The sequence below is a fragment of the Rothia koreensis genome (assembly GCF_004136575.1).
Taxonomy (GTDB): domain Bacteria; phylum Actinomycetota; class Actinomycetes; order Actinomycetales; family Micrococcaceae; genus Rothia; species Rothia koreensis.
This window is the reverse complement of record NZ_NOIQ01000001.1, coordinates 506,258-526,307: the sequence shown is the minus strand read 5'-3', so window position 1 is coordinate 526,307 and position 20,050 is coordinate 506,258. Positions and strand designations below refer to the sequence as shown.

At 64.4% G+C, this 20,050-nt stretch carries 19 protein-coding genes and 1 tRNA gene; 5 read left to right on the top strand and 15 right to left on the bottom strand.

Annotation, left to right across the window (positions count from 1 at the left end; all coding sequences use genetic code 11):
- Positions 1-124: 124 nt before the first annotated feature.
- The 3 genes from gndA to EWU68_RS02415 form a co-directional block, all read right to left on the bottom strand.
- A complete protein-coding gene (gene gndA, locus EWU68_RS02425; protein ID WP_129314255.1) occupies positions 125-1,654 on the bottom strand; it encodes an NADP-dependent phosphogluconate dehydrogenase in 1,530 nt (509 codons plus the stop codon).
- Between the two features lie 198 nt (positions 1,655-1,852).
- Positions 1,853-1,928: transfer RNA gene (locus EWU68_RS02420), tRNA-Val, on the bottom strand.
- A gap of 130 nt (positions 1,929-2,058) precedes the next feature.
- A complete protein-coding gene (locus EWU68_RS02415) occupies positions 2,059-2,472 on the bottom strand; it encodes a DUF3052 domain-containing protein (protein ID WP_238692263.1) in 414 nt (137 codons plus the stop codon).
- Positions 2,473-2,821: 349 nt separating this feature from the next.
- On the opposite strand from EWU68_RS02415, the gene aceE reads away from it, so the two are divergent.
- From aceE to fabF, 5 genes are all read left to right on the top strand, one after another.
- On the top strand, positions 2,822-5,563 hold the full coding sequence (gene aceE / locus EWU68_RS02410) for a pyruvate dehydrogenase (acetyl-transferring), homodimeric type (RefSeq protein WP_129314253.1): 2,742 nt from the start codon (positions 2,822-2,824) through the stop codon (positions 5,561-5,563).
- A 103-nt stretch (positions 5,564-5,666) separates the two neighbouring features.
- On the top strand, positions 5,667-6,569 hold the full coding sequence (locus EWU68_RS02405; RefSeq protein WP_129314502.1) for an ACP S-malonyltransferase: 903 nt from the start codon (positions 5,667-5,669) through the stop codon (positions 6,567-6,569).
- Between the two features lie 27 nt (positions 6,570-6,596).
- Complete coding sequence (locus tag EWU68_RS02400) at positions 6,597-7,628, top strand: beta-ketoacyl-ACP synthase III (protein WP_420852869.1); 1,032 nt, start codon at positions 6,597-6,599, stop codon at positions 7,626-7,628.
- 212 nt (positions 7,629-7,840) lie between these two features.
- Entirely contained in the window at positions 7,841-8,083 is a 243-nt protein-coding gene (locus EWU68_RS02395; RefSeq protein ID WP_129314251.1) for an acyl carrier protein, read from the top strand.
- Between the two features lie 133 nt (positions 8,084-8,216).
- Entirely contained in the window at positions 8,217-9,485 is a 1,269-nt protein-coding gene (gene fabF / locus EWU68_RS02390) for a beta-ketoacyl-ACP synthase II (protein ID WP_129314250.1), read from the top strand.
- A 169-nt stretch (positions 9,486-9,654) separates the two neighbouring features.
- Here the strand turns inward: fabF and EWU68_RS02385 are convergent, their stop codons facing one another.
- The 12 genes from EWU68_RS02385 to rimM form a co-directional block, all read right to left on the bottom strand.
- Entirely contained in the window at positions 9,655-10,161 is a 507-nt protein-coding gene (locus EWU68_RS02385) for a DUF3145 family protein (protein ID WP_129314249.1), read from the bottom strand.
- Positions 10,162-10,339: 178 nt separating this feature from the next.
- Positions 10,340-11,290 (bottom strand): tyrosine recombinase XerC, encoded by a 951-nt coding sequence (locus tag EWU68_RS02380; RefSeq protein ID WP_274542730.1) that lies wholly within the window; start codon positions 11,288-11,290, stop codon positions 10,340-10,342.
- Complete coding sequence (locus EWU68_RS02375) at positions 11,287-12,138, bottom strand: uroporphyrinogen-III synthase (RefSeq protein ID WP_129314247.1); 852 nt, start codon at positions 12,136-12,138, stop codon at positions 11,287-11,289. The genes EWU68_RS02380 and EWU68_RS02375 overlap by 4 nt, the downstream gene beginning before the upstream one ends.
- Positions 12,139-12,242: 104 nt before the next feature.
- Positions 12,243-13,547, bottom strand: coding sequence for a DNA-processing protein DprA (gene dprA, locus EWU68_RS02370; RefSeq protein WP_162421343.1), 1,305 nt, complete (start codon positions 13,545-13,547; stop codon positions 12,243-12,245).
- A gap of 44 nt (positions 13,548-13,591) precedes the next feature.
- Positions 13,592-15,127, bottom strand: coding sequence for a YifB family Mg chelatase-like AAA ATPase (locus EWU68_RS02365; RefSeq protein ID WP_129314245.1), 1,536 nt, complete (start codon positions 15,125-15,127; stop codon positions 13,592-13,594).
- Positions 15,127-15,498, bottom strand: a complete 372-nt coding sequence (locus EWU68_RS02360; protein WP_129314244.1) for a YraN family protein — start codon at positions 15,496-15,498, stop codon at positions 15,127-15,129. The genes EWU68_RS02365 and EWU68_RS02360 overlap by 1 nt, the downstream gene beginning before the upstream one ends.
- 197 nt (positions 15,499-15,695) lie before the next feature.
- A complete protein-coding gene (locus EWU68_RS02355; protein WP_238692262.1) occupies positions 15,696-16,454 on the bottom strand; it encodes a ribonuclease HII in 759 nt (252 codons plus the stop codon).
- Positions 16,451-17,239 carry a signal peptidase I gene (gene lepB / locus EWU68_RS02350; RefSeq protein ID WP_129314243.1) on the bottom strand — a complete coding sequence of 263 codons (789 nt, stop codon included), beginning with the start codon at positions 17,237-17,239 and terminating at the stop codon, positions 16,451-16,453. The genes EWU68_RS02355 and lepB (EWU68_RS02350) overlap by 4 nt, the downstream gene beginning before the upstream one ends.
- A gap of 57 nt (positions 17,240-17,296) precedes the next feature.
- Positions 17,297-17,962 carry a signal peptidase I gene (gene lepB, locus EWU68_RS02345; RefSeq protein ID WP_156265278.1) on the bottom strand — a complete coding sequence of 222 codons (666 nt, stop codon included), beginning with the start codon at positions 17,960-17,962 and terminating at the stop codon, positions 17,297-17,299.
- A gap of 5 nt (positions 17,963-17,967) precedes the next feature.
- Entirely contained in the window at positions 17,968-18,318 is a 351-nt protein-coding gene (gene rplS / locus EWU68_RS02340) for a 50S ribosomal protein L19 (RefSeq protein ID WP_129314242.1), read from the bottom strand.
- A gap of 240 nt (positions 18,319-18,558) precedes the next feature.
- On the bottom strand, positions 18,559-19,386 hold the full coding sequence (gene trmD, locus EWU68_RS02335; protein ID WP_129314241.1) for a tRNA (guanosine(37)-N1)-methyltransferase TrmD: 828 nt from the start codon (positions 19,384-19,386) through the stop codon (positions 18,559-18,561).
- Complete coding sequence (gene rimM, locus EWU68_RS02330; RefSeq protein WP_129314240.1) at positions 19,383-19,979, bottom strand: ribosome maturation factor RimM; 597 nt, start codon at positions 19,977-19,979, stop codon at positions 19,383-19,385. The genes trmD and rimM overlap by 4 nt, the downstream gene beginning before the upstream one ends.
- Between the last annotated feature and the right edge of the window lie 71 nt (positions 19,980-20,050).

The window sequence follows — 20,050 nt, the reverse complement described above, 5'->3', positions numbered from 1 at the left end:
GAACCGCCTGGTCCGGTGGCCCGAGCGCGGGGCGTGGCGCCTCAGCCACTGAGCATCTCTGGCACAACGACGTCGCCCGCTCGCCGTCAAGAAGGCGAGCGGGCGACGTCGTTGACCTGTAGGGTTACTTGGTTTCCCTGTCCACGGGAGCGGGGGCCTTTTCACCAGCACTGTTGACCTCGGAGCGGTCCTCGGACCACAGAGTGTGGAACGTGCCGTCCTCGTCCACGCGCTGATACGTGTGGGCGCCGAAGAAGTCGCGTTGCCCCTGGATCAGTGCGGCCGGCAGACGGTCGCGACGCAACCCGTCGTAGTAGGACAGTGCCGAGGAGAAGACCGGCACCGGAACGCCCAGAGCGGTCGCCTTGCTGACCACGCGGCGCCACGAGGGGACCAGGTCTTGGAGGATGCTCTGGAAACCCGGCGCGAGAAGCATGTTGACCGGCGCGTTGTCGCCCTTGTAGGCCTCCATGATTTCGCCGAGAAGCTCCGCCCGGATGATGCAGCCATTGCGCCACAGCGACGCGATGACGTCCAGGTCCAGGCTCCATCCGAATTCCTCGCCCGCGGCGGAGAGCATGTCCAGGCCCTGGGCGTAGGAGACCAGCTTGGATGCGTACAAGGCCCTGCGCACGTCCTCGACGAACTCGGGATCTCCCTGTGCGACGCCCGTCGTCGAGATCAGCCCCGCGGGAAGATTCTGCTGAGCTTCCTCGCGCGCCTCGGGATTCGAGGAGGACAACGCACGGGCAAAGACGGACTCCGCAATCGCAGAAACCGGGGACCCGAGGTCCAATGCGGACTGGACCGTCCAGCGCCCCGTTCCCTTCTGACCGGCTTGGTCCACGATCACGTCGACCAGTGGTTTTCCGGTCTTGCCGTCCGTCTGGGAAAGGACTTCGCTGGTGATCTCGATCAGGTAGGAGTTCAGGTCGGTGGTATTCCACGTCCGGAAGACCTCGGCCTGGTCCTGGGGCTCGATCCCGGCCACGGAACGAAGCAGATCAAAGGCTTCACCGATCACCTGCATGTCCGCGTACTCGATGCCGTTGTGAACCATCTTGACGAAGTGACCGGCGCCGTCGGTATCGATCCAGGCGCAGCACGGGGCGCCGTCGTCGGCTTTCGCCGAGATCTTTTCGAGCATCGGGCCGAGAGACTTGTAGGACTGCTTGGATCCGCCCGGCATGATCGAGGGGCCGTTGAGCGCACCTTCCTCGCCACCGGAGACGCCGACGCCGACGAAGTGGAGCCCGTGCTCGGCGCACTCCTTCTCGCGGCGGATCGTGTCCTTGAAGTAGGAGTTGCCGCCGTCGATGATGATGTCGTCGGTGTCCAGCAACGGGATCAGGTTCTCGATCACGGCATCCACGGGCGCTCCGGCCTTGACCATGACCAGGATGCGCCGCGGGCGCTCCAGGGAGTCGACCAGGTCCTGGAGGGTCTCGGTACGGATGAAGTCTCCGTCGCCGCCATGCTTGTCCAACAGTTCGTCGGTCTTCGCAATGGTGCGATTGTGCAATGCGACCGTGTACCCGTTCCGCGCCAGATTGCGCGCCAGATTTGCGCCCATGACCGCCAGGCCGGTGACACCGATCTGCGCCTTGCCTGATTGTGCCTCGGAATTTTGGGGAGAAGTGCTATCAACTGCCATGAGCCCAGATTACGCGCAATACCGGTCCGACGAGCAGGGGCACTCCCAAAAATCTGGAGGGTATCGCCTCTGGCGGACAGATCGACCCCAGATGACGACGACGCAGCGCCCCATTCCAGGGCCCAACCCCCATGCGACGCGACCAGCGCGTTGAACGAGCAACGGCCGAACCCCTGAGGTGGGGTCCGGCCGATTCTGTGGTGGGTCCTACCGGGATCGAACCGATGACATCCACGGTGTAAACGTGGCGCTCTACCAGCTGAGCTAAAGACCCTTGACAACCGAGTGGGCCGCTTGCACAGCGGCCAGCACCCGATCTGATTGATTACAGTACATGAGCTGAACAGAGGCCCAAACTTGAGAGGCCCCGTCCAGACAGTGTCTTTCGACACACCATGTCGGCGTCAGAAACGAGTCGTCACCAGACGCGTGGCCGACCATTCTTCACTGACCTGCGCACTCGTCGTGAGCTTGAGGCCGGCGGTCGGCGCAGCTTCCTGAATGTCGGCGGGCGCCACGTGTCCGTCACGCCCCGCCTTGGGTGTCATCACCCAGACCACGCCGCCCTCGTCCAGGGTGGTCAGTGAGTCGACGAGGGCGTCCACCAGATCACCTTCGCCTTCCCTCCACCAGAAGAGAACGGCATCCACGACTTCCTGGTCTTCTTCGTCGAGGAGTTCGGAACCGGTGACGTCCTCGAGATCGTCCCTCAGGGCGAAGTCGACGTCGTCGTCATAGCCGAACTCTTGGATGAGATCCCCATCCTTGAAACCAAGCAGGACAGCCGGGCGATCGCCGGCGGTCTTGGTCTCGCTCACGTATTTTCCTCCTGAATATCGGATCGGTCCGGACATCCTCCGCACCGAGCATTGCGATGGGTACACCGCAATGGTGTTGACACCAAGCCAACACTGGATTGCCCACACTATCAAGTACTCGGTAGGCGTGCGTGATCCCGAACACTGTCCGACGCAAAAAACCCTCATTCCATGCGGATCGGAGCCTCCACGACGCCGGGAGCCCGGTCCGGAATCCGGTCAGGAGTCATTGTCATTCGGCGAGGTGTGACACCATAGGAGCAAAGCCCAGGTGGGTCGAGTGTGCCTGCCGTTATCATCCCTTCCGGGATGTGAGCTTTCTCCTCACATCGACAAAGAGAGGTTCAACGTGGCTCCCTCAGAGACGAATGACCACATCCTCAGCGCCCTCACCCTGGGCCTGTCGGATCAGGACCACGAAGAGACGTCGGAATGGATCGAGGCATTCGATGCCTTGGTCGAGTCCCAGGGCACGGAACGTGCACAGTTCATCATTCGACGCCTCCTCCAGCGAGCAGGTGCCAAGAGCATCCAGGTCCCGACCGTGACCACCACGGACTACGTCAACACCATCCCCGTGGACCAGGAACCGGAGTTCCCGGGCGACGAGGAAATCGAGCGTCGCTACCGTGCGCTGCTCCGCTGGAATGCCGCCGTGATGGTGCATCGCGCCCAGCGCCCGGAAATCGGCGTCGGCGGCCACATTTCCAGCTACGCCGGTGTGGCCACTCTGTACGAGGTCGGCCTGAACCACTTCTTCCGCGGCCAGGATCACCCGGGCGGTGGCGACCAGGTCTACTTCCAGGGCCATTCCTCACCGGGCAATTACGCCCGCGCCTACCTCGAGGGTCGTCTGACCGAAGAACAACTGGACGGCTTCCGGCAGGAGAAGACCAAGGGTGAGAACGGACTTCCTTCCTATCCCCACCCCCGGTCGAAGGAAGACTTCTGGCAGTTCCCGACCGTGTCCATGGGTCTCGGCCCTCTGAACGCGATCCACCAGGCACAGTTCAACAAATATCTGCACAACCGCGGGATCAAGGACACGAGCCAGCAGCACGTCTGGGCGTTCCTCGGCGACGGCGAGATGGACGAGCCCGAATCGCGCGGCGCGCTCCAGCTGGCCGCCAACGACAAGCTCGACAACCTGACCTTCGTGGTCAACTGCAATCTCCAGCGCCTGGACGGGCCGGTTCGCGGCAACGGAAAGATTGTTCAGGAACTCGAGGCGTTCTTCCGCGGTGCCGGCTGGCACGTCATCAAGGTCCTGTGGGGCCGCGAGTGGGACCAGCTCCTTGAGAAGGACGAGAACGGCGAGCTCGTTCGCATCATGAACGAGACGCTCGATGGCGATTACCAGACCTACAAGGCCGAATCGGGCGGGTTCATCCGCGAGCACTTCTTCGGCCGCTCCCCCGAGACCAAGGAAATGGTCTCGGACATGTCCGACGAGGACATTTGGGCCCTCAAGCGCGGAGCCCACGACTACCGCAAGGTCTACGCCGCCTACAAGCAGGCCATGGAGACCAAGGGTCGCCCGACCGTCATCCTGGCCCAGGGCGTCAAGGGGTATGGCCTCGGCAGCCACTTCGAGGGGCGCAACGCGACGCACCAGATGAAGAAGCTGACCCTCGATGACCTGAAGGTCTTCCGCGACCGCCTGCGCATCCCGATCAGCGACGAAGAGCTCGAGAAGGATCTTTACGGGGCTCCCTACTACCACCCCGGCAAGGACTCCCCCGAGATCAAGTACATGCTCGAGCGCCGCAAGGAGCTCGGCGGGTTCGTGCCCCACCGGGATGGATCCCAGCGCGAACTCGTGCTCCCGTCCGAGAAGGCCTACTCGGTCGCCAAGAAGGGTTCCGGCAAGCAGATGGCCGCGACCACGATGGCGTTCGTGCGCCTGCTCAAGGACCTGATGCGGGAGAAGGAATTCGGCAAGCACGTGGTGCCGATCATTCCCGACGAGGCACGCACCTTCGGAATGGACTCGTTCTTCCCGACGTCGAAGATCTACAACCCGAACGGACAGAATTACCTGTCGGTGGACCGCGAGCTCATGCTCGCGTACAAGGAGTCCGCCCAGGGGCAGTTGCTGCACGTCGGCATCAACGAGTCCGGGGCGACCGCGGCGTTCACCGCCGTGGGTTCATCCTACTCGACACACGGTATTCCGATGGTGCCCGTGTACATCTTCTACTCGATGTTCGGTTTCCAGCGCACGGGCGACGCCTTCTGGGCAGCGGCCGACCAGCTCTCCCGTGGTTTCATCATTGGCGCCACGGCGGGGCGGACCACCCTGACCGGCGAAGGCCTGCAGCACATGGACGGCCACTCGCCCGTTATCGCTGCGACCAACCCGGCCGTGCGTCACTACGATCCTGCCTACGGCTACGAGATCGCGCACATCGTCAAGCGCGGCCTGGAACACATGTACGGCACGGGCGACGAGGACCACAACGTCATGTACTACCTGACGGTGTACAACGAGCCGGTCGTGCAGCCCGCAGAACCGGCCGACGTCGACGTCGAGGGCATTGTCCGGGGCATCTACCTGCTCAAGCCCGCCGAGGTCGACGGGCCGCGGACCCAGTTGCTCGCCTCCGGTGTGGCCGTTCCCTGGGCACTCGAAGCCCAGGAACTCCTCGCCAAGGATTGGAAGGTTTCCGCCGACGTGTGGTCGGTGACCTCCTGGAACGAGTTGCGCCGTGACGGCCTCGAGGCCGAACGCGCGTCGATGCTGAACCCGAAGGACGACGCACGCGTTCCCTTCGTGACCCAGCAGCTGGAAGGAGCGGTCGGACCGATCGTGGCTTCCTCCGACTTCGTGTCCGAGGTTCCCGACCAGATCCGACAGTTCCTCCCGAACGAGTTCGCGACGCTCGGTGCCGACGGGTTCGGATTCTCCGACACGCGTGCCGGTGCACGCCGGTTCTTCCACATCGACGCCCACTCCATGGTGGTGCGGGCCCTCGAGATGCTGGCGGAACGCGGAGAGATCGACGCCGACATCCCCGCCAAGGCCATCGACAAGTACGACCTGTTCGACGTCAATGCCGGTACCAGCGGTACCGCCGGCGGCGACGCCTGATCAACGACCACTGCGCTGCGGCCGGTCTCTCTCGCAGAGTCCGACCGCAGCGCTTTTTTGACGTGACGTGACTGATAAGAAGGATTCTGGAATGCTGGACAGCGTGTTAGCGATACTTTGCCCCGGACAGGGCTCACAAAAACCCGGGTTCCTGACCCCGTGGCTGGAATTGGACGGCGTATCCGAGCGGCTCTCGACCCTGGGTCACGCGGCCGGGCTCGATCTGATTCATTACGGCACGGAAGCCGATGAGGAAACCATCAAGGACACCGCCGTCGCGCAGCCGTTGATCGTCGCCGCAGGAATCGTGGTCGGCGAGCTGCTCGTCGAACGCATCGGGGAACGCCCACTGCTCTGGGCCGGGCACTCGGTCGGCGAAGTGACCGCCGCCGCGCTGTCCGGCGTCATGTCGCCCGAGGACGCGATGCGTTTCATCAAGGTCCGCGGGAACGGCATGGCCGAAGCATCGGCGGCCGAGCCTTCCGGTATGGCCGCCGTCCTCGGCGGCAAGGAAGAGGAAGTTCGTTCCGCGATCGAAGAAGCAGGTCTCACGGCCGCCAATTCCAATGGTCCCGGTCAGATCGTGGCCGCGGGTTCCTCGGAGAAGATCCAGTCCCTCGTGGACAACCCTCCGGCCAAGACCCGCGTGGTCCCCCTGAAGGTCGCGGGGGCCTTCCACACCTCCCACATGCGCCCTGCTGTCGGTCCTCTCCAGGAAATCGCCCACGAACTCCACGCCCACGAACCCGTGACCACGTTGCTGTCCAACCGGGACGGCAAGCCGGTGACCTCGGGCGCCGCGGCGTTGCAGTCCCTGGTCGACCAGGTCACGCGTCCGGTGCGATGGGACCTCTGCATGCAGACCATGGTCGACGAGGGCGTGAGCAGCATGGTGGAACTCGCGCCGGCAGGCACCCTGGTCGGGCTGGCCAAGCGCGGGATGAAGGGCGTGCCCGCGACCGCGCTGAATTCACCCGACGAGCTGGACGACGTCGTCGCCGAATAGGGTCCAGGCCAACGAGGAAAAGAGACCATCGTGGTGACTCTCAATACCAGACCCCTACAGAAGTTCTCGAAGATCCTGGGCCTCGGGACGGCGCGACCCGACGTGGTCGTGACCAATGACGACGTCTGCGAGTGGATCGACTCGTCCGATGAGTGGATCCGCACGAGGACCGGCATCAGCACCCGCCACCGTGCGGACTCCGAAACCTCTGCCATGGATTTGGCCATCGCGGCGGCTCGGGACGCGCTCCAGCGATCGGCCGTACCGCCGGAAGAGATCGACGGCGTGATCGTTTCGACGATCTCGCATCCCTATGCGACCCCTTCCCTGGCCGCCAAATTGGCCCACGAGATCGGCGTCTCCCCCGCGGCTGCCTACGACATCTCGGCGGCCTGCGCCGGGTATTGCTATGGGGTCGGACAGGCCGATGCGCTCGTCCGGGCCGGGGCGGCAAGGAATGTGCTCGTCGTCGGGGTCGAGAAGCTCTCCGACTTCATCGACAATTCCGAACGCTCCATCTCCTTCCTGCTCGGTGACGGGGCCGGTGCGGTCGTCGTCGGGCCCTCGGAGGAGGCCGGCATCGGGCCCACGGTCTGGGGATCGGACGGGTCGAAGTGGGAAACCATCAACATGACTCATTCGTTGCTCGAGGTGAGGAACCGCGACTGGATCAGCGATCCCGTCCGAGAGGACGAGAAGGTGTGGCCGACCCTGTACCAGGACGGCCCGACGGTATTTCGCTGGGCAGCCTGGGAAATGGCGAAGGTCGCCCAACAAGCGCTCGACGAAGCCGGCGTCTCTGCGGAGGACTTGGGCGCGTTCGTACCCCACCAAGCGAACATGCGCATCATCGACCAACTCGTCAAGACGCTGAAACTGCCCGACCATGTCGTGGTCGGTCGGGACATCGCCGACGCGGGCAATACCTCAGCGGCGTCCGTTCCGCTGGCCGCGCGGCGACTTCTGGACGAGCATCCCGAGCTCTCCGGGCGGCTGGCTCTTCAGATCGGTTTCGGTGCCGGACTGGTCTACGCCGCCCAGGTTGTGGTCCTTCCCTGAACCCGACGCCGGGATCCGCGGCGTCGCGGGGCAATGAGACGCAAATCCCTGCACGTCGGGGGCGGACATCTACCGGCGCGTCAGGTCTCGAAACGATACAGTGAATACCGGATCAAGCCCGCGAACGCGGGAACACCCCGGCTCCCCTGGAGCCGCCAGAATCCCACGCGGCAGGAAAGCTCGCGTGATCATGAATCAAAGGAGTACACATCATGGCTGACAAGAACGAGATTCTCGCCGGACTGGCCGAGATCGTCAACGAAGAGACCGGCGTCGAGACCTCGGACGTTCAGCTCGAGAAGTCCTTCACCGAGGACCTCGACATCGATTCGATCTCGATGATGACCATCGTGGTCAACGCCGAGGAAAAGTTCGGTGTGACCATTCCGGACGAAGAGGTCAAGAACCTGACCACCGTGGGCGAGGCCGTCGACTTCATCGCGAACGCCTCCTAAGAGGTGCTGATTCGGGCGCGGTGCTCCGTGGCACCGCGCCCTGGCTTCTCCCCAAGTATTTACCCGCCCGAGGAGAAGCCGTCCGGTGCGGACCACGGCCTGTACACTCGGGCGGAGACGAGAAAGACGTGAGATGAGTCAGAAAGTAGTAGTCACCGGCCTCGGGGCATTCAGCCCGATCGGCGGCACCGCAACCGAGACGTGGGAGAACGCCGTCAAGGGTGTCTCCGGTATCAAGGCGATCACCGACGACTGGGTTTCCCAGTACGATCTGCCCGTGTACATCGCCGGCAGGGTCGCCCAGTCGGTCGAGGATTCCGAGTTCATTTCCAAGGTCGAGACCAAGCGCCTGGACCCTTCGGGGCAATTCGCGGTCATTTCCGCGCGCCAAGCGTGGCAGGACGCGGGTTTCAGCGCGGGAGACGCCGAAGAGGCCGACGAGCTCGACCCCGAACGCCTGGCGGTCTCCTTCGGAACCGGCATCGGCGGCGTGTGGACGCTCCTCGACAGCTGGGACACGTTGCGTGAACGCGGACCTCGTCGCATCCTGCCCATGACGGTCCCCATGCTCATGCCCAACGGTTCGACGGCGGCCATCGCCCTCAACCACAAGGCCCGTGCGGCGGCCCAGACCGTGGTCTCGGCCTGCGCTTCCAGCACCGAGTCCTTGCACGTGGCGCTCGACCTCATTCGCAGCGGGAAGGCCGACGTCGTGATCACCGGCGGCACGGAGTCCGCGATCCACCCGATGACCATGGCCTCCTTCGCCAAGATGCAAGCACTCTCCAAGCGCAACGACGATCCCGAGCGTGCGTCGAGGCCCTACGACGTCGATCGCGACGGCTTCGTGATGGGTGAGGGCGCGGCAGCTTTGGTGCTCGAGTCCGAGGAACACGCCAAGGCGCGCGGTGCCCGCGTTTATGCCGAACTGGCCGGGACGGGGGTGTCCTCGGATGCTTACCACATCACGGCCAACGATCCGGAGGGTTCTGGCGCGGCCAGAAGCATCGACGAAGCCCTGAAGGCAGGTGAGATCGACCCGAGCTCCGTGGTTCACGTCAATGCCCACGCGACCTCGACACCCGTGGGTGACCCTGCGGAGGCAACGGCTCTGAAGGTCGCTCTCGGGTCCCATACGGACCAGGTCGCGGTTTCGGCGACCAAGTCCATGACCGGGCACCTTCTGGGGGCCGCCGGGGCCTTGGAAGCCGTCATGACCGTGATGGCACTCAAGGACCGCACGGCTCCTGCGACCATCAACTTGGAGAACAAGGACCCGGACATCGACCTCGACGTCGTCACGGAGGCTCGTGATCTGCCGTCGGGCGAAATCGTCGCTCTCTCGACGTCGTTCGGGTTCGGTGGTCACAACTCGGTCGCGGCCTTCCGGTCCGTCGACTGACAGCTCCCGTGGCGACCGGTCCTCGACGACCGGTGTCCCGCCCACTGACGACAACGCCCGGACAGGGTTTCCTGTCCGGGCGTTGTCGTCCCTTGAGCGTTGCGGCGCGGGAAGTCTTGGTCGGGGCCCTCTCCATTCGATGCCGGAGGGGCCTTTCTGGCCTTCGGGCTCACCCCACCCGATGCAGGTAACGAATGTTCGAGGGTTCCGTGGCGCAGGCCCGCAATGGCTCGAGCTCGGTGTCCCAGGCTTCTCCCAAGGCCAGGGAGAATTGCCGCAACAGTGCGTTCGAGTCTCCCCGTGCGGCCTCGTAGGCGTACCGGACACGGTCCTCGGTGATGACGGTGTTTCCGGAGGCATCGATCATGGAATAGAAGATTCCCAATTCGGGGGTGTACGCCCACCGGCCGGCGTCCGCACCCGGACTGGCTTCTTCGAAGACCTCGAACCGGATATTCTTCAAACGACCCAGCGCGGAAGCGATCAGGGCGCCAGTGCCCTGGGGTCCCTCCCATTCCAGAGTGGTTCGCACTTCATCGACGGTTGCGGTCTGAGCGCACCATTGAAGATCCGTTGACTGTCCAGCCACGGATTCGAGTGCCCAGCGGATGTGAGGGCACAAAGCTTGTGGGGCCGCGTGAACGTGCAAAACCCCCTGCGTCAATATCTTGCTCACAGTAGCTCCCTGCAATCGACAGATGCGTCTTCCCCTACGATCTGTCCCCGAGATTCCACGTGTGAGGAGATTCTCAACGATCACCATTGTGCCTGATGATGCCTCTCCGCACAAAGAGGAACGGACCGATACCCGGCGAATTCTCAGTTCGCTCCATGGGTCGTCCGACCGAGCCCGGCTAGGCCCGAGGATGCGCGCGGCGGTAGGTCTGGGCCAGACGGTCGACGGAGACGTGAGTGTAGATTTGCGTGGTTGCCAACGTGGAGTGCCCCAGCATTTCCTGGACCGCTCGGATGTCCGCGCCGCCGTCCACCATATGTGTTGCCGCCGTATGGCGGAAAACGTGTGCCCCGGATGCACCCGTGCTGGTTGCCCGTGCCAGGATCGCGTTGAGGTCCTCCCGGATCTGCCTCTGCCCTGCCCTCTGACCCCGGGGGCCCAGGAACAGTGCGGTCTGGTTTCCCCGGACCCATTGGGTCCTCCCCTGCGTGATCCAGGCCTGAACGGCCTGCATGGCGGGGATCCCCAGAGGCACGGTCCGTTGCTTGTTGCCTTTGCCGACCACGCTGACGGTTCGTCGTTCTTGATCGATGCTGTTGAGGTCCGCCGAACACAGCTCGGAAATTCTCAGCCCGGCGCTGTAAAGCAGCTCGATCACGGCGATGGTTCGGAGAACCTGGGCATCGCCAGGTCGTTCCGAAAGATCGGCGGCCAGGACGCCAAGGATCTCCCCCATGTCCTGGGTCGAGAGGACTTTCGGGAGGCTCCTTCGCCCTTGTGGCGATTTGAGCCGGGCGGCCGGGTTGGATGCGACGAGCCCTCTCCCCTCGGCCCAGGAGAAGAAGGACCGAATACTCGACGCCTTGCGCGCCATGGTTCCCCGGGATTCGTCACGGTCGTAGCCTTCGGCCAGCCAGGTGCGAAGTCGGTCGAGCTCAATCTCCCGGACGCCTGCCGCTCCGCGGGCCTGGGCCGAGCTGAAGAGGCTGTGCAGGTCGGAGGTGTAGGCCCTCACGGTTTCTGGGCTGCGCGCTTTTTCGTACAGCAGATAGTTCTCGAAGGCGCCGAGGGCCTCGGCAAAATCCTCATTCAGCTCTGTCTGGTCCGTGCGGTCCTCGCGTGTGCTCACGACTCTTCTCCTTGAACGTGCTCTCCCGGAAAACCCTCGGACCATTCGATGACCTTCTTCAGTAGCGTGCCGAGCCGGAATCGGTGAGGGATGATGGGGGTCAGTCCGGCGTCGACGAGCGGTTGTGCCGTGACCGAGCCGACCGCGAAAAGGCCAGTGGTGCCTACCGCAGACAGCCTCGTCAGAGCATCGATCTCCGCGGTCGACGCTCGATCCAACCATGCTTCGGCTCCCCCGGCCGAGGTGAACAGAACTCCCACGGGCCTGCCGGTCACGGACTCCCTGATGCTTCGGTCGATGTCCGTGGTGTTCGTCGCCGGAGCGTACCTGTAGGTCACCACGGAAGTCACGGTTCCGCCGAGCGAACGTACGACGTCGTCGAGGCCGTCCGCGCCCATTCCATGATGCTGGACCACGACGGAGCGACCGGCCATGTCCAGGCCCCGGAGGTGCTCAGCGACGTCGGCGGCCGTCTCTTCCGGGGAAACCCACGCTGTTTCCAGGCCCTCGCCGACCACCGCGCCCCGGGCCTTGGCTCCCCTGGCAACAATCATGGCGCCGCGCAGGCTTCTGGTCAGCTCCTCCTTCAGCCCCGCCGATTCGGCGGCCGACATCCAACCGCGGAATCCTACTCCGGTGGTCACCACCAGCAGGTCCGGGTGCACCCGGATGATCTCCCTGGTCACCTCGAGGAGGTCTTGGTCCTCGAGCACGGGAGTGGTCGTGATCGTTGGACAGTGGTGAACATTCAGACCGTTGCGGACAAGAGCGGCTTCGATCTCGTCGGCCTTGCGTTGAGCCGTCACGTGGATGCAGACCGACTGGTCCTTCGGCGGTGCGGACGTCATGTTCTCTTTCCTCCGTGATCCTTCGACGGTGTCCAAGCGACTTGCTCTACTGTACCGATCTGCTCGGGCCTCGCGGTCCGCCTGCTGGCGTTGTTCACGAGTCGTCACGGTCGCCTCATCCTCCAGCGGTTCTCGCGCATTTCCGCGAGCCCGTAGGCTTCCAATTGGGCGAGAGCCGGGATGACCTCGCGGATCCCGAGACCCGCGACCGCACAGAGTTTCTCAGCCGGAACGTGGTGTCCCACCGGAAGCGCATCGAGTACAAGCTGCTGACTTTGTGTCAGGCCCATCATCGAGCTGTTACTGAATTCCTGCGGCCCACGCTCTTCGCACGGTGTTCGATGTCCGTGATGGGACTGCCCCGCTCCGTCCGGGGTCCCTGGCGGGGCGGGCACGTCCAGTAGGTCGGTCACGTCCCTCGCCGAGGTCACGATTCGGGAGGGTGTCTCGGCAATCAGCCGGTGGCATCCTGCCGACTGGGCGCTGAAGACGGACCCCGGGACAGCGGCGACTTCGTGCCCCATGTCCAGAGCGTGGTGGGCGGTGTTCAGTGCCCCTGATCGCCATCTCGCCTCCACGACGACCACGATGCAGGCCAGGGCGGCAATGAGCCGATTGCGTTGCAGAAACCGATGCCTCATGGGGCTGCATCCGGGAGCGATTTCCGTCAGGACCAGGCCCGATTCGGAGATTTCGCGGAGCAGCTCCGCGTGAGCTCTCGGATAGGACCGATCAATGCCGCAAGCGAGAAAGGCCACGGTGGACGGCCGACGCACCGAAGAGTCCAGGGCGGCACGGTGCGCCGCAGCATCTATCCCGAAGGCCGCTCCCGAAAGCACCCCGTAGCCCTGCGCGGCCAAGTCGCCCGCCAATCGAGCGGCCACGGAGGTTCCGTAGGGCGTCGAGTCCCGGCACCCAACGATCGCAACGTTCTCCCTCGCGGGTTTCGACAGTCCGGTCCTGTCGCCACGGCCCCAGAGCGCCAGCGGTTGCTGGGCACCGAGGTCACCGAACGCCACGGGCCACTCCGGGTCCTCAGGGGTCACGAGCCACGCGCCGCGGGCGGCCATGAGCTCCTCGATGCGCTCGGGATCATCCAGTGGGGTGCGTGCGGCCCACCTGGCTCTGGTCCGTTGCCACCCTCTGCCGGTCAATGTCGGCAGGGCGTCCGTGCCCGTCTCCCTGATGACCGCGTACTCCTCCGGTGCCAAGTCCCGGTGCTCCATAACGATACGAAGCGCATGAGTGGGCCCGAAGGCTTCGACCAAGGCCGTGCCGGCGCAATCCTGGGGTTCGAGGAGGTGCATCAGCTGGATCCTGGCATTCCTGACCTCTCGATCCTGGGGCACCGCTGTGCCGGGACGGGTTTCGGCGGCGTCATGAGTTGCTGGTGGGGGTCGGTGTGCCATGGGCTTTCCTCTCTCAGTAACGTGTGCAGGGGTCGTCAACGACGTCAGGAGAACGCTCCTGCCTTCATGCGAAGTCCGATGGCGGCATCGACATGCTCCGCTCTGGGGGTTCCGCAGCCGTCCAGATCGGCGAGGGTCCATGCGACCCGTTGGATCCTGTCGCAGCCTCTGAGAGTCGTCTCACCGCGATCGAGAAGCCGGGTGAGCGACGTCAGCGCCGCATCCGGGAGTCTGAGTTCATTCCTCAAATGTGTGCCGCGCAGTTGCGCATTCGTGGAAATTCCCCACGGGGCGAGACGCTCACGGGCTATTCGACGCGCCTCGGTCACGCGAGACAGGACCTCGGCGGAGGTCTCCGCACGCTGACGGGTCGCGAGGTCCGCCGCGGACAGTTTGGGGACGGCGATCCTGAGATCGACACGATCCATCAAGGGGCCGGACAATTTGGCCAAGTACGCCCTTCGGGCTCGTGAAGAACAGGTGCACCGGCTTCCCATGCCGCCCGTCCGGCCACACGGGCACGGATTCGCGGCCAGAACCAACTGGAATTGTGCGGGGTAACGCGCGGAGGCCCGGGCACGATCAATCATGACCCACCCGGATTCCAGAGGTTGGCGCAGGGCATCGAGGACACCGCGCCTGAACTCCGGGGCCTCGTCGAGGAACAGGACGCCATGGTGGGCGCGCGAAGCGGCCCCTGGCTGGGGGATTCCGCTGCCACCCCCGACGATCGCCGCCGCCGAGGCCGTATGGTGGGGCGCCTCCCACGGGGGTTCGGTAATCAGCCTGCGGACCCGTGAATTCTGGTTTCCGACCGAGTGGACGGCAGTGACCTCGTGGGTCGCCTGCGCCTCCAGTGGCGGAAGAATTCCCGGCAATCGCTCGGCGAGCATGGTCTTTCCGGAACCCGGCGGCCCGATCATTGCCAGATGGTGCCCGCCGGCCGCGGCAATCTCCAGGGCCCATCGTCCCTCGGCCTGTCCGACGACGTCGGCCAGGTCCGCCCTCGGGCGCACGACGGGTTCGTCTTCCGGCACCTCGCGCCGCACCGGAGGTTTCACCAAAGGCGTCGGGTCGGCGCCCAACCACTCGAGGACCTCGGACAGTGCTTCGAAACCGTGTGCCTCTGCTCCAGGAACCAATTCGGCCTCCGGCAGGTTCTCAGAGGCCAGGACAACCTTCCGGTGACCCGCCCGGACGACGGCGCTCACCGCGGGGAAAACCCCCGAGACCGGCCGCAACGAACCGTCCAGGCCCAATTCGCTCAGAAAGACGCAGTCCCCGGAAGCACCGCACCGCCCCGAGGCCTGAAGGGCTGCAATGAGAATGGCCAGATCGAATCCGGATCCCGTCTTCGGCAACGTTGCCGGCGTCAGGCTGACCGTTGCCTTCCGGGGAGTCAACGGCGCCCCAGAGTTCTTCGCGGCGGAACGGATTCTCTCCCTCGACTCCTTGAGCGTGGCATCCGGGAGCCCCAGCAGCACGAAGGACGGCAGAGTCCCTCCGACGTCCGCCTCCACCTCGACCACGTGCCCGTTCAGGCCCAGCAGGGCGACGGCGTACGTGCGTGCGAAACCCATCAGAGGACACCGATGCGATGCTCGAAGGAAAACGTGTTCGGCTCGCCGATCACCGCGATGGCATCGATCCTCATCGTCGAAGGCGGGATCCCTTCCTCCACGGCCCATGCATTGGCCAAGAGGCAGAGGCGACGAGCCTTGTTCTCATCGATGGCCTCCAGCGGATGCCCGAAGTCCACGGTGGACCGAGTCTTGACCTCGCAGGCCACGTAGGAGTTGTTCTCCCGCGCAATGATGTCCAGCTCTCCCCGCAGCCCATGGGCGGCAGTTTTCGGCCGCCAATTCCGATGCAGAATGCTCCACCCACGGACGTGCATGACCGCGACGGCCAGGTCTTCTCCCCACCTGCCGGTCGCTGCTCGTGAATTCATGGTGTACCTCCTGATGCAAGAGTGCATCTGGAGTCGACACGGTCCGCAGCCCGAACCCCGGTACGCCGCACGGCTGTGGACAGATGCCAGGAAACGGCCATAGCCTGTCGCGCAGTGGATCAACCGAACGGAAGCCCCCGGACCGAGACGCCTCACCGGGGCGGTTGCCTCGTTCGAGGAGCATCACATCGCGGGGATCAGCCCCGCAAGGCCCAGGCGCGGTCCACCGTGTCAGGGGAAGCACCGAGGGACCAGGAGAGCCGGTGAAGGGGGCACGGCCCCTGGCTGACCAAAGCCTCCCGATGCGTCGTGGATCCATATCCCTTGTTGCCGGTCCACCCGTACGCCGGATGATCCGACGCCAAGTCGATCATTTCGGCGTCGCGTTCGACCTTGGCGACCACGCTGGCCGCGGCGATGCTCGCGCACCGATCATCGCCCTTGATCTGCATCGTGACCGGCAGATCCCACGACCGATCCGCGGCGTTCAGGTAACGGTCCACCGGGTCGGGTTCGGCCAGGGACAGCAGATCCGGAACATGGGTCAGCCAATCGTGCTTGCCATCGAGGAGGACGGCCGAGGATTCGATGAGGGGTTCACCGACCCTCAATGCCAGCGCGTGGATGGCCCGCGTGCCGGCCAGCCGCAGGGCCTGGGTCATCCCGAGGGCATCGATCTCGATGGGTGAGGCCGATCCGGTGGCGACGTGGACCCACTCGAGAATGGCCGGAACCATGGCCTCGCGTCGGGCAGGTGTCAGGGCTTTGCTGTCCGTCAGCCCTGGGACCTCGAGCGTGGCCGATGCGGGAACCCAGCTGGCCCCAACGGTGACGGGACCGGCCAAAGCCCCGCGTCCGACCTCGTCCATACCGATGACGCCCGCGAATCCGCGCTCAAAGAGCCCTTGTTCAATGGTCAGGTCGCTCGCCGTGCGTGTCACGTCGTCGGGCGTCACTGACCGCTGTGGCTGGCCTCGGGGCTCGGGATGTCGCCGAAGACGTCATCCGGCGTACTGAGCCACGTCCACCGGCTGATGGGCCAGGCGATTGTGAACGCCCTGCCCTCGATGTCCTTGTTCTTCACGAATTCATTGCCTTCGGCAATGTGGTACCGGGAGTCGGCCGAAGCATTGCGGTGGTCCCCCATGACAAAGTACTCGCCGTCGGGGACCGTCACGTCGAAGGGAAAGTCCGAAGGCTTCGCGTCGGGATACAGATACGAGGACTCGTCAATGGACTTGCCGTTGACCTGTACCTTGCCGTCCGACGAGCAGCAGCTCACGTGATCCCCGCCCTTACCGATCACGCGTTTGATGAGGTAATTCTGGGAGGAATCCGGAAGCACGCCCACGAAGGACAGCGCTTCGCGCACGGGGTTGGTGCTCGCAGGATTCTGGTTCTCCGGAATCCAGTGCTGGGAGTCCTTGAAGACCACGATGTCCCCGCGATCCGGGTCCTTGAAATAGTTGCCCGCGACGTTGACGAAGATCCTGTCATTGAGCTGCAAGGTGTTCTCCATCGAGCCCGAGGGAATATAGAACCCTCTGACCAGAAAGGTTTTGACCAGGAACGCGATGATCAGTGCGTAGACGATGACCAGAAGAACTTCCTTGACCTTGGGCCACAGGCCCTGAGGTTCTTCCTGGGGTTTCCTGCGCCGCGAGGCACGCGAGGACGACGACGCCGGATCCACGGTGCCGTCTGCTGAGTCGCCCGATGCCGAATGCTGGCCTGGTGTCATGGAAGTGTCCTTCTTTCACGTGCTTCGGTCTGAAACAGTCTACTGACGATCAGCGCCTCAGCGGTCAATTCTGGTCATCCGGTCCAGGGGCCACAGCACGGCCACCGGCCTGCCGATAATTTTGTTCGTCCTGATCAGCCCGCCACCAGGCGACCCGATCAAGGATCTCGAATCCACGGAATCCGACCGATGGTCCCCCATGACCCACATGCGGCCTTCGGGGACGACGACGTCGAACGGGGTTTCGGAGGGTTTGTCGCCCGGCGCAACGTAGGGCTCGTCCAACGGCTCTCCGTTGACCGTGATCCGCCCGTCAGCGCTGCAGCACGTGACGTGGTCCCCAGCAACCCCGATCACCCTTTTGACGTACACACCCTGCCGCGTGCCCAGGCCGAGCCACGAGCCGAGGTCGGACACGGTTTCAGTCAACCAGTTGGCGCCGGAATCGTACGGGGCGAGCGACCCTTTCCCGTCGAAGACGACGACGTCGCCCCGATGTGGATCATCGGCTCCCGGCCGCCAGACGGCGACACGGTCGTGGCTGCGCAGGGTCGGATCCATGGAGCCCGAGGGTATGTAGAAGATCTCCAGTACGAGGCTGCGCACGAGAATCACGATCAGTACCGCGATGGCAAGGGCCACCACGACCAAGCGCCGGCTCCTCGGAGGGAGCCGGCGCTTGGTGTCCGAGGCCGCCGGAGCGGCCTGCGAAGAGTTCGTCAAGAACCTTATGCGGATTCGCGCTTCTCGCGGATGCGAGCGGCCTTGCCGTGGCGATCGCGCATGTAGTACAGCTTGGCGCGACGAACGTCACCGCGGGCACGAACCTCGATCTTGTCGAAGATCGGGGAATGCAGCGGGAACGTACGCTCGACGCCGACACCGAAGGAAATCTTGCGCACCGTGAAGGTCTCGCGGACGCCCGAACCCTGCCGGCCGACCACGAAGCCGCGGAAGACCTGAACACGGGAGCGGTTGCCCTCGGTGATGTTGACGTGAACGTCCAGCGTGTCACCCGGGCCGAAGTCCGGGATGTCCGTGCGGAGGTTCTTCTGGTCGATGAAATCCAGAGTCTGCATGACGATTTTTCTCCTCGGTCAATGCCGCAGGCCACCGGCCGATTGCTGCGACGGAGGCTCCCGGCGTGCGCCGAGAATGCTTCCGAAGTGGTGTTTCAGCCGGGACAGGATTGGTGTCCCGGTGCCTGTGTCCGTTTGGTCGCTCTTCCCCCTGCGGCAGGGGCGTGCCCGAACACGGCGCGATTTCTTATTTTGCCACACCGCCGATGCAACTTCCACAGAATCCGGCGGCGTCGCGAACTATTCGATATTGCCCTCGTCACCTTCGGACCGTGCGGCGTCGAGGACGCTACGGTCTCTCGCGTTCAGGTCGGACTCGTCCAGGGCCTCGATCAGGTCGGGGCGACGCCGGGCCGTCCGCTCGATCTGCCAGTCCCTCCTCGCCCGCGCAATGACCGCGTGGTTTCCGGAAAGGAGGACATCCGGGACCGCCCTGTCACGCCAGACCGCCGGCTTGGTGTAGACCGGGTACTCGAGCAGGCCGTCGGAATGCGATTCCTCGACCAACGACTCGGGATTGCCGATGACGCCGGGCAGCAGCCGCGCGGTAGCTTCGACCATCGCCATGACGGCGACTTCCCCGCCGTTGAGCACATAATCTCCCAGGCTCACGGGCATGACCCTGAACCTCTCCCCGGCCCAGTCCAGAACTCTCTCGTCGATGCCCTCGTAACGACCGCAGGCGAAGACGATGTGCCGTTCCTGCGCGAATGCCTCGGCGGTGCGCTGGGTGAAGACGTTGCCCGCGGGAGACGGAACCACGAGCAGCGGACGCGAGTCGTGCCGCTCCTCCCCTTCGGCAGGGGGCTCGTCCACGACGTCCGCGTCCCCACGGGCCTCGAGAACGGATTCGAGGGCCTGCGCCCATGGTTCGGGCTTCATGACCATGCCGGCGCCGCCCCCGTACGGGGTGTCGTCCACGGTCCGGTGCCGGTCCGTAGTGAAGTCGCGAAGATCGGTCACGGTAAGGCTCAGAAGACCTGATTTTCTGGCTTTGCCGATGAGCGAGAGCTCCAGGGGCTGCAGATACTCGGGAAAGATCGACAGGACGTCATAACGCGGTCTCATTCGGCGTTCCCTCGGCCTGATGCATCGCCGTCGGGCTCGACGTCGGAATCGGTCTCGGCGTTCAACTCGAGGAGGCCGGGAGGCGGACAGACCACCACAAATCCCTGGTCCAGATCCACGTCCGGTACGAGTTCCTCGACGAAAGGAATCAGGGATTCGGTACCGTTGTCGAGTTCAACCGCCAGGAGATCCTGGGTGGAGCCTGTGGTCAGTCCGGTCACGCGGCCGATGCGATGCGTCAGCTCGGTGACATCGGGGGTCGGTACGGAGTAGACGTCCAGACCCAAGAGCTCGTGCTCGTAGTAGCCTTCGGTGTCCTCCGCCTCTTCGGTGTCCATCACGAGCGTGTGGTTCCGCAAGGCTTCGGCATCGTTGCGTGTGGCGGCTTCCTCCAGCCCCAGGACCAGGATGTTCTTGTTCCACCGGGCCGACCTGATGCGCACCTGCCCCGAGGGGGCCAATCGCGTGGGAGGTTCGATCCGCAGGGTGGCACCCTGCACCAACCGGGTCGAGGGGTCGTCCGTATAGAGCTGGACCGTGACCTCCCCTTTGATCCCATGGGGTTTGCCGATTCTTGCAACCTGGACCTGCACCGGGCTGGACTCCTTTCTGACGGGCCGAAAGGACCCGCACCGTACACCGGAAATATAACAGGCCCGCTCCC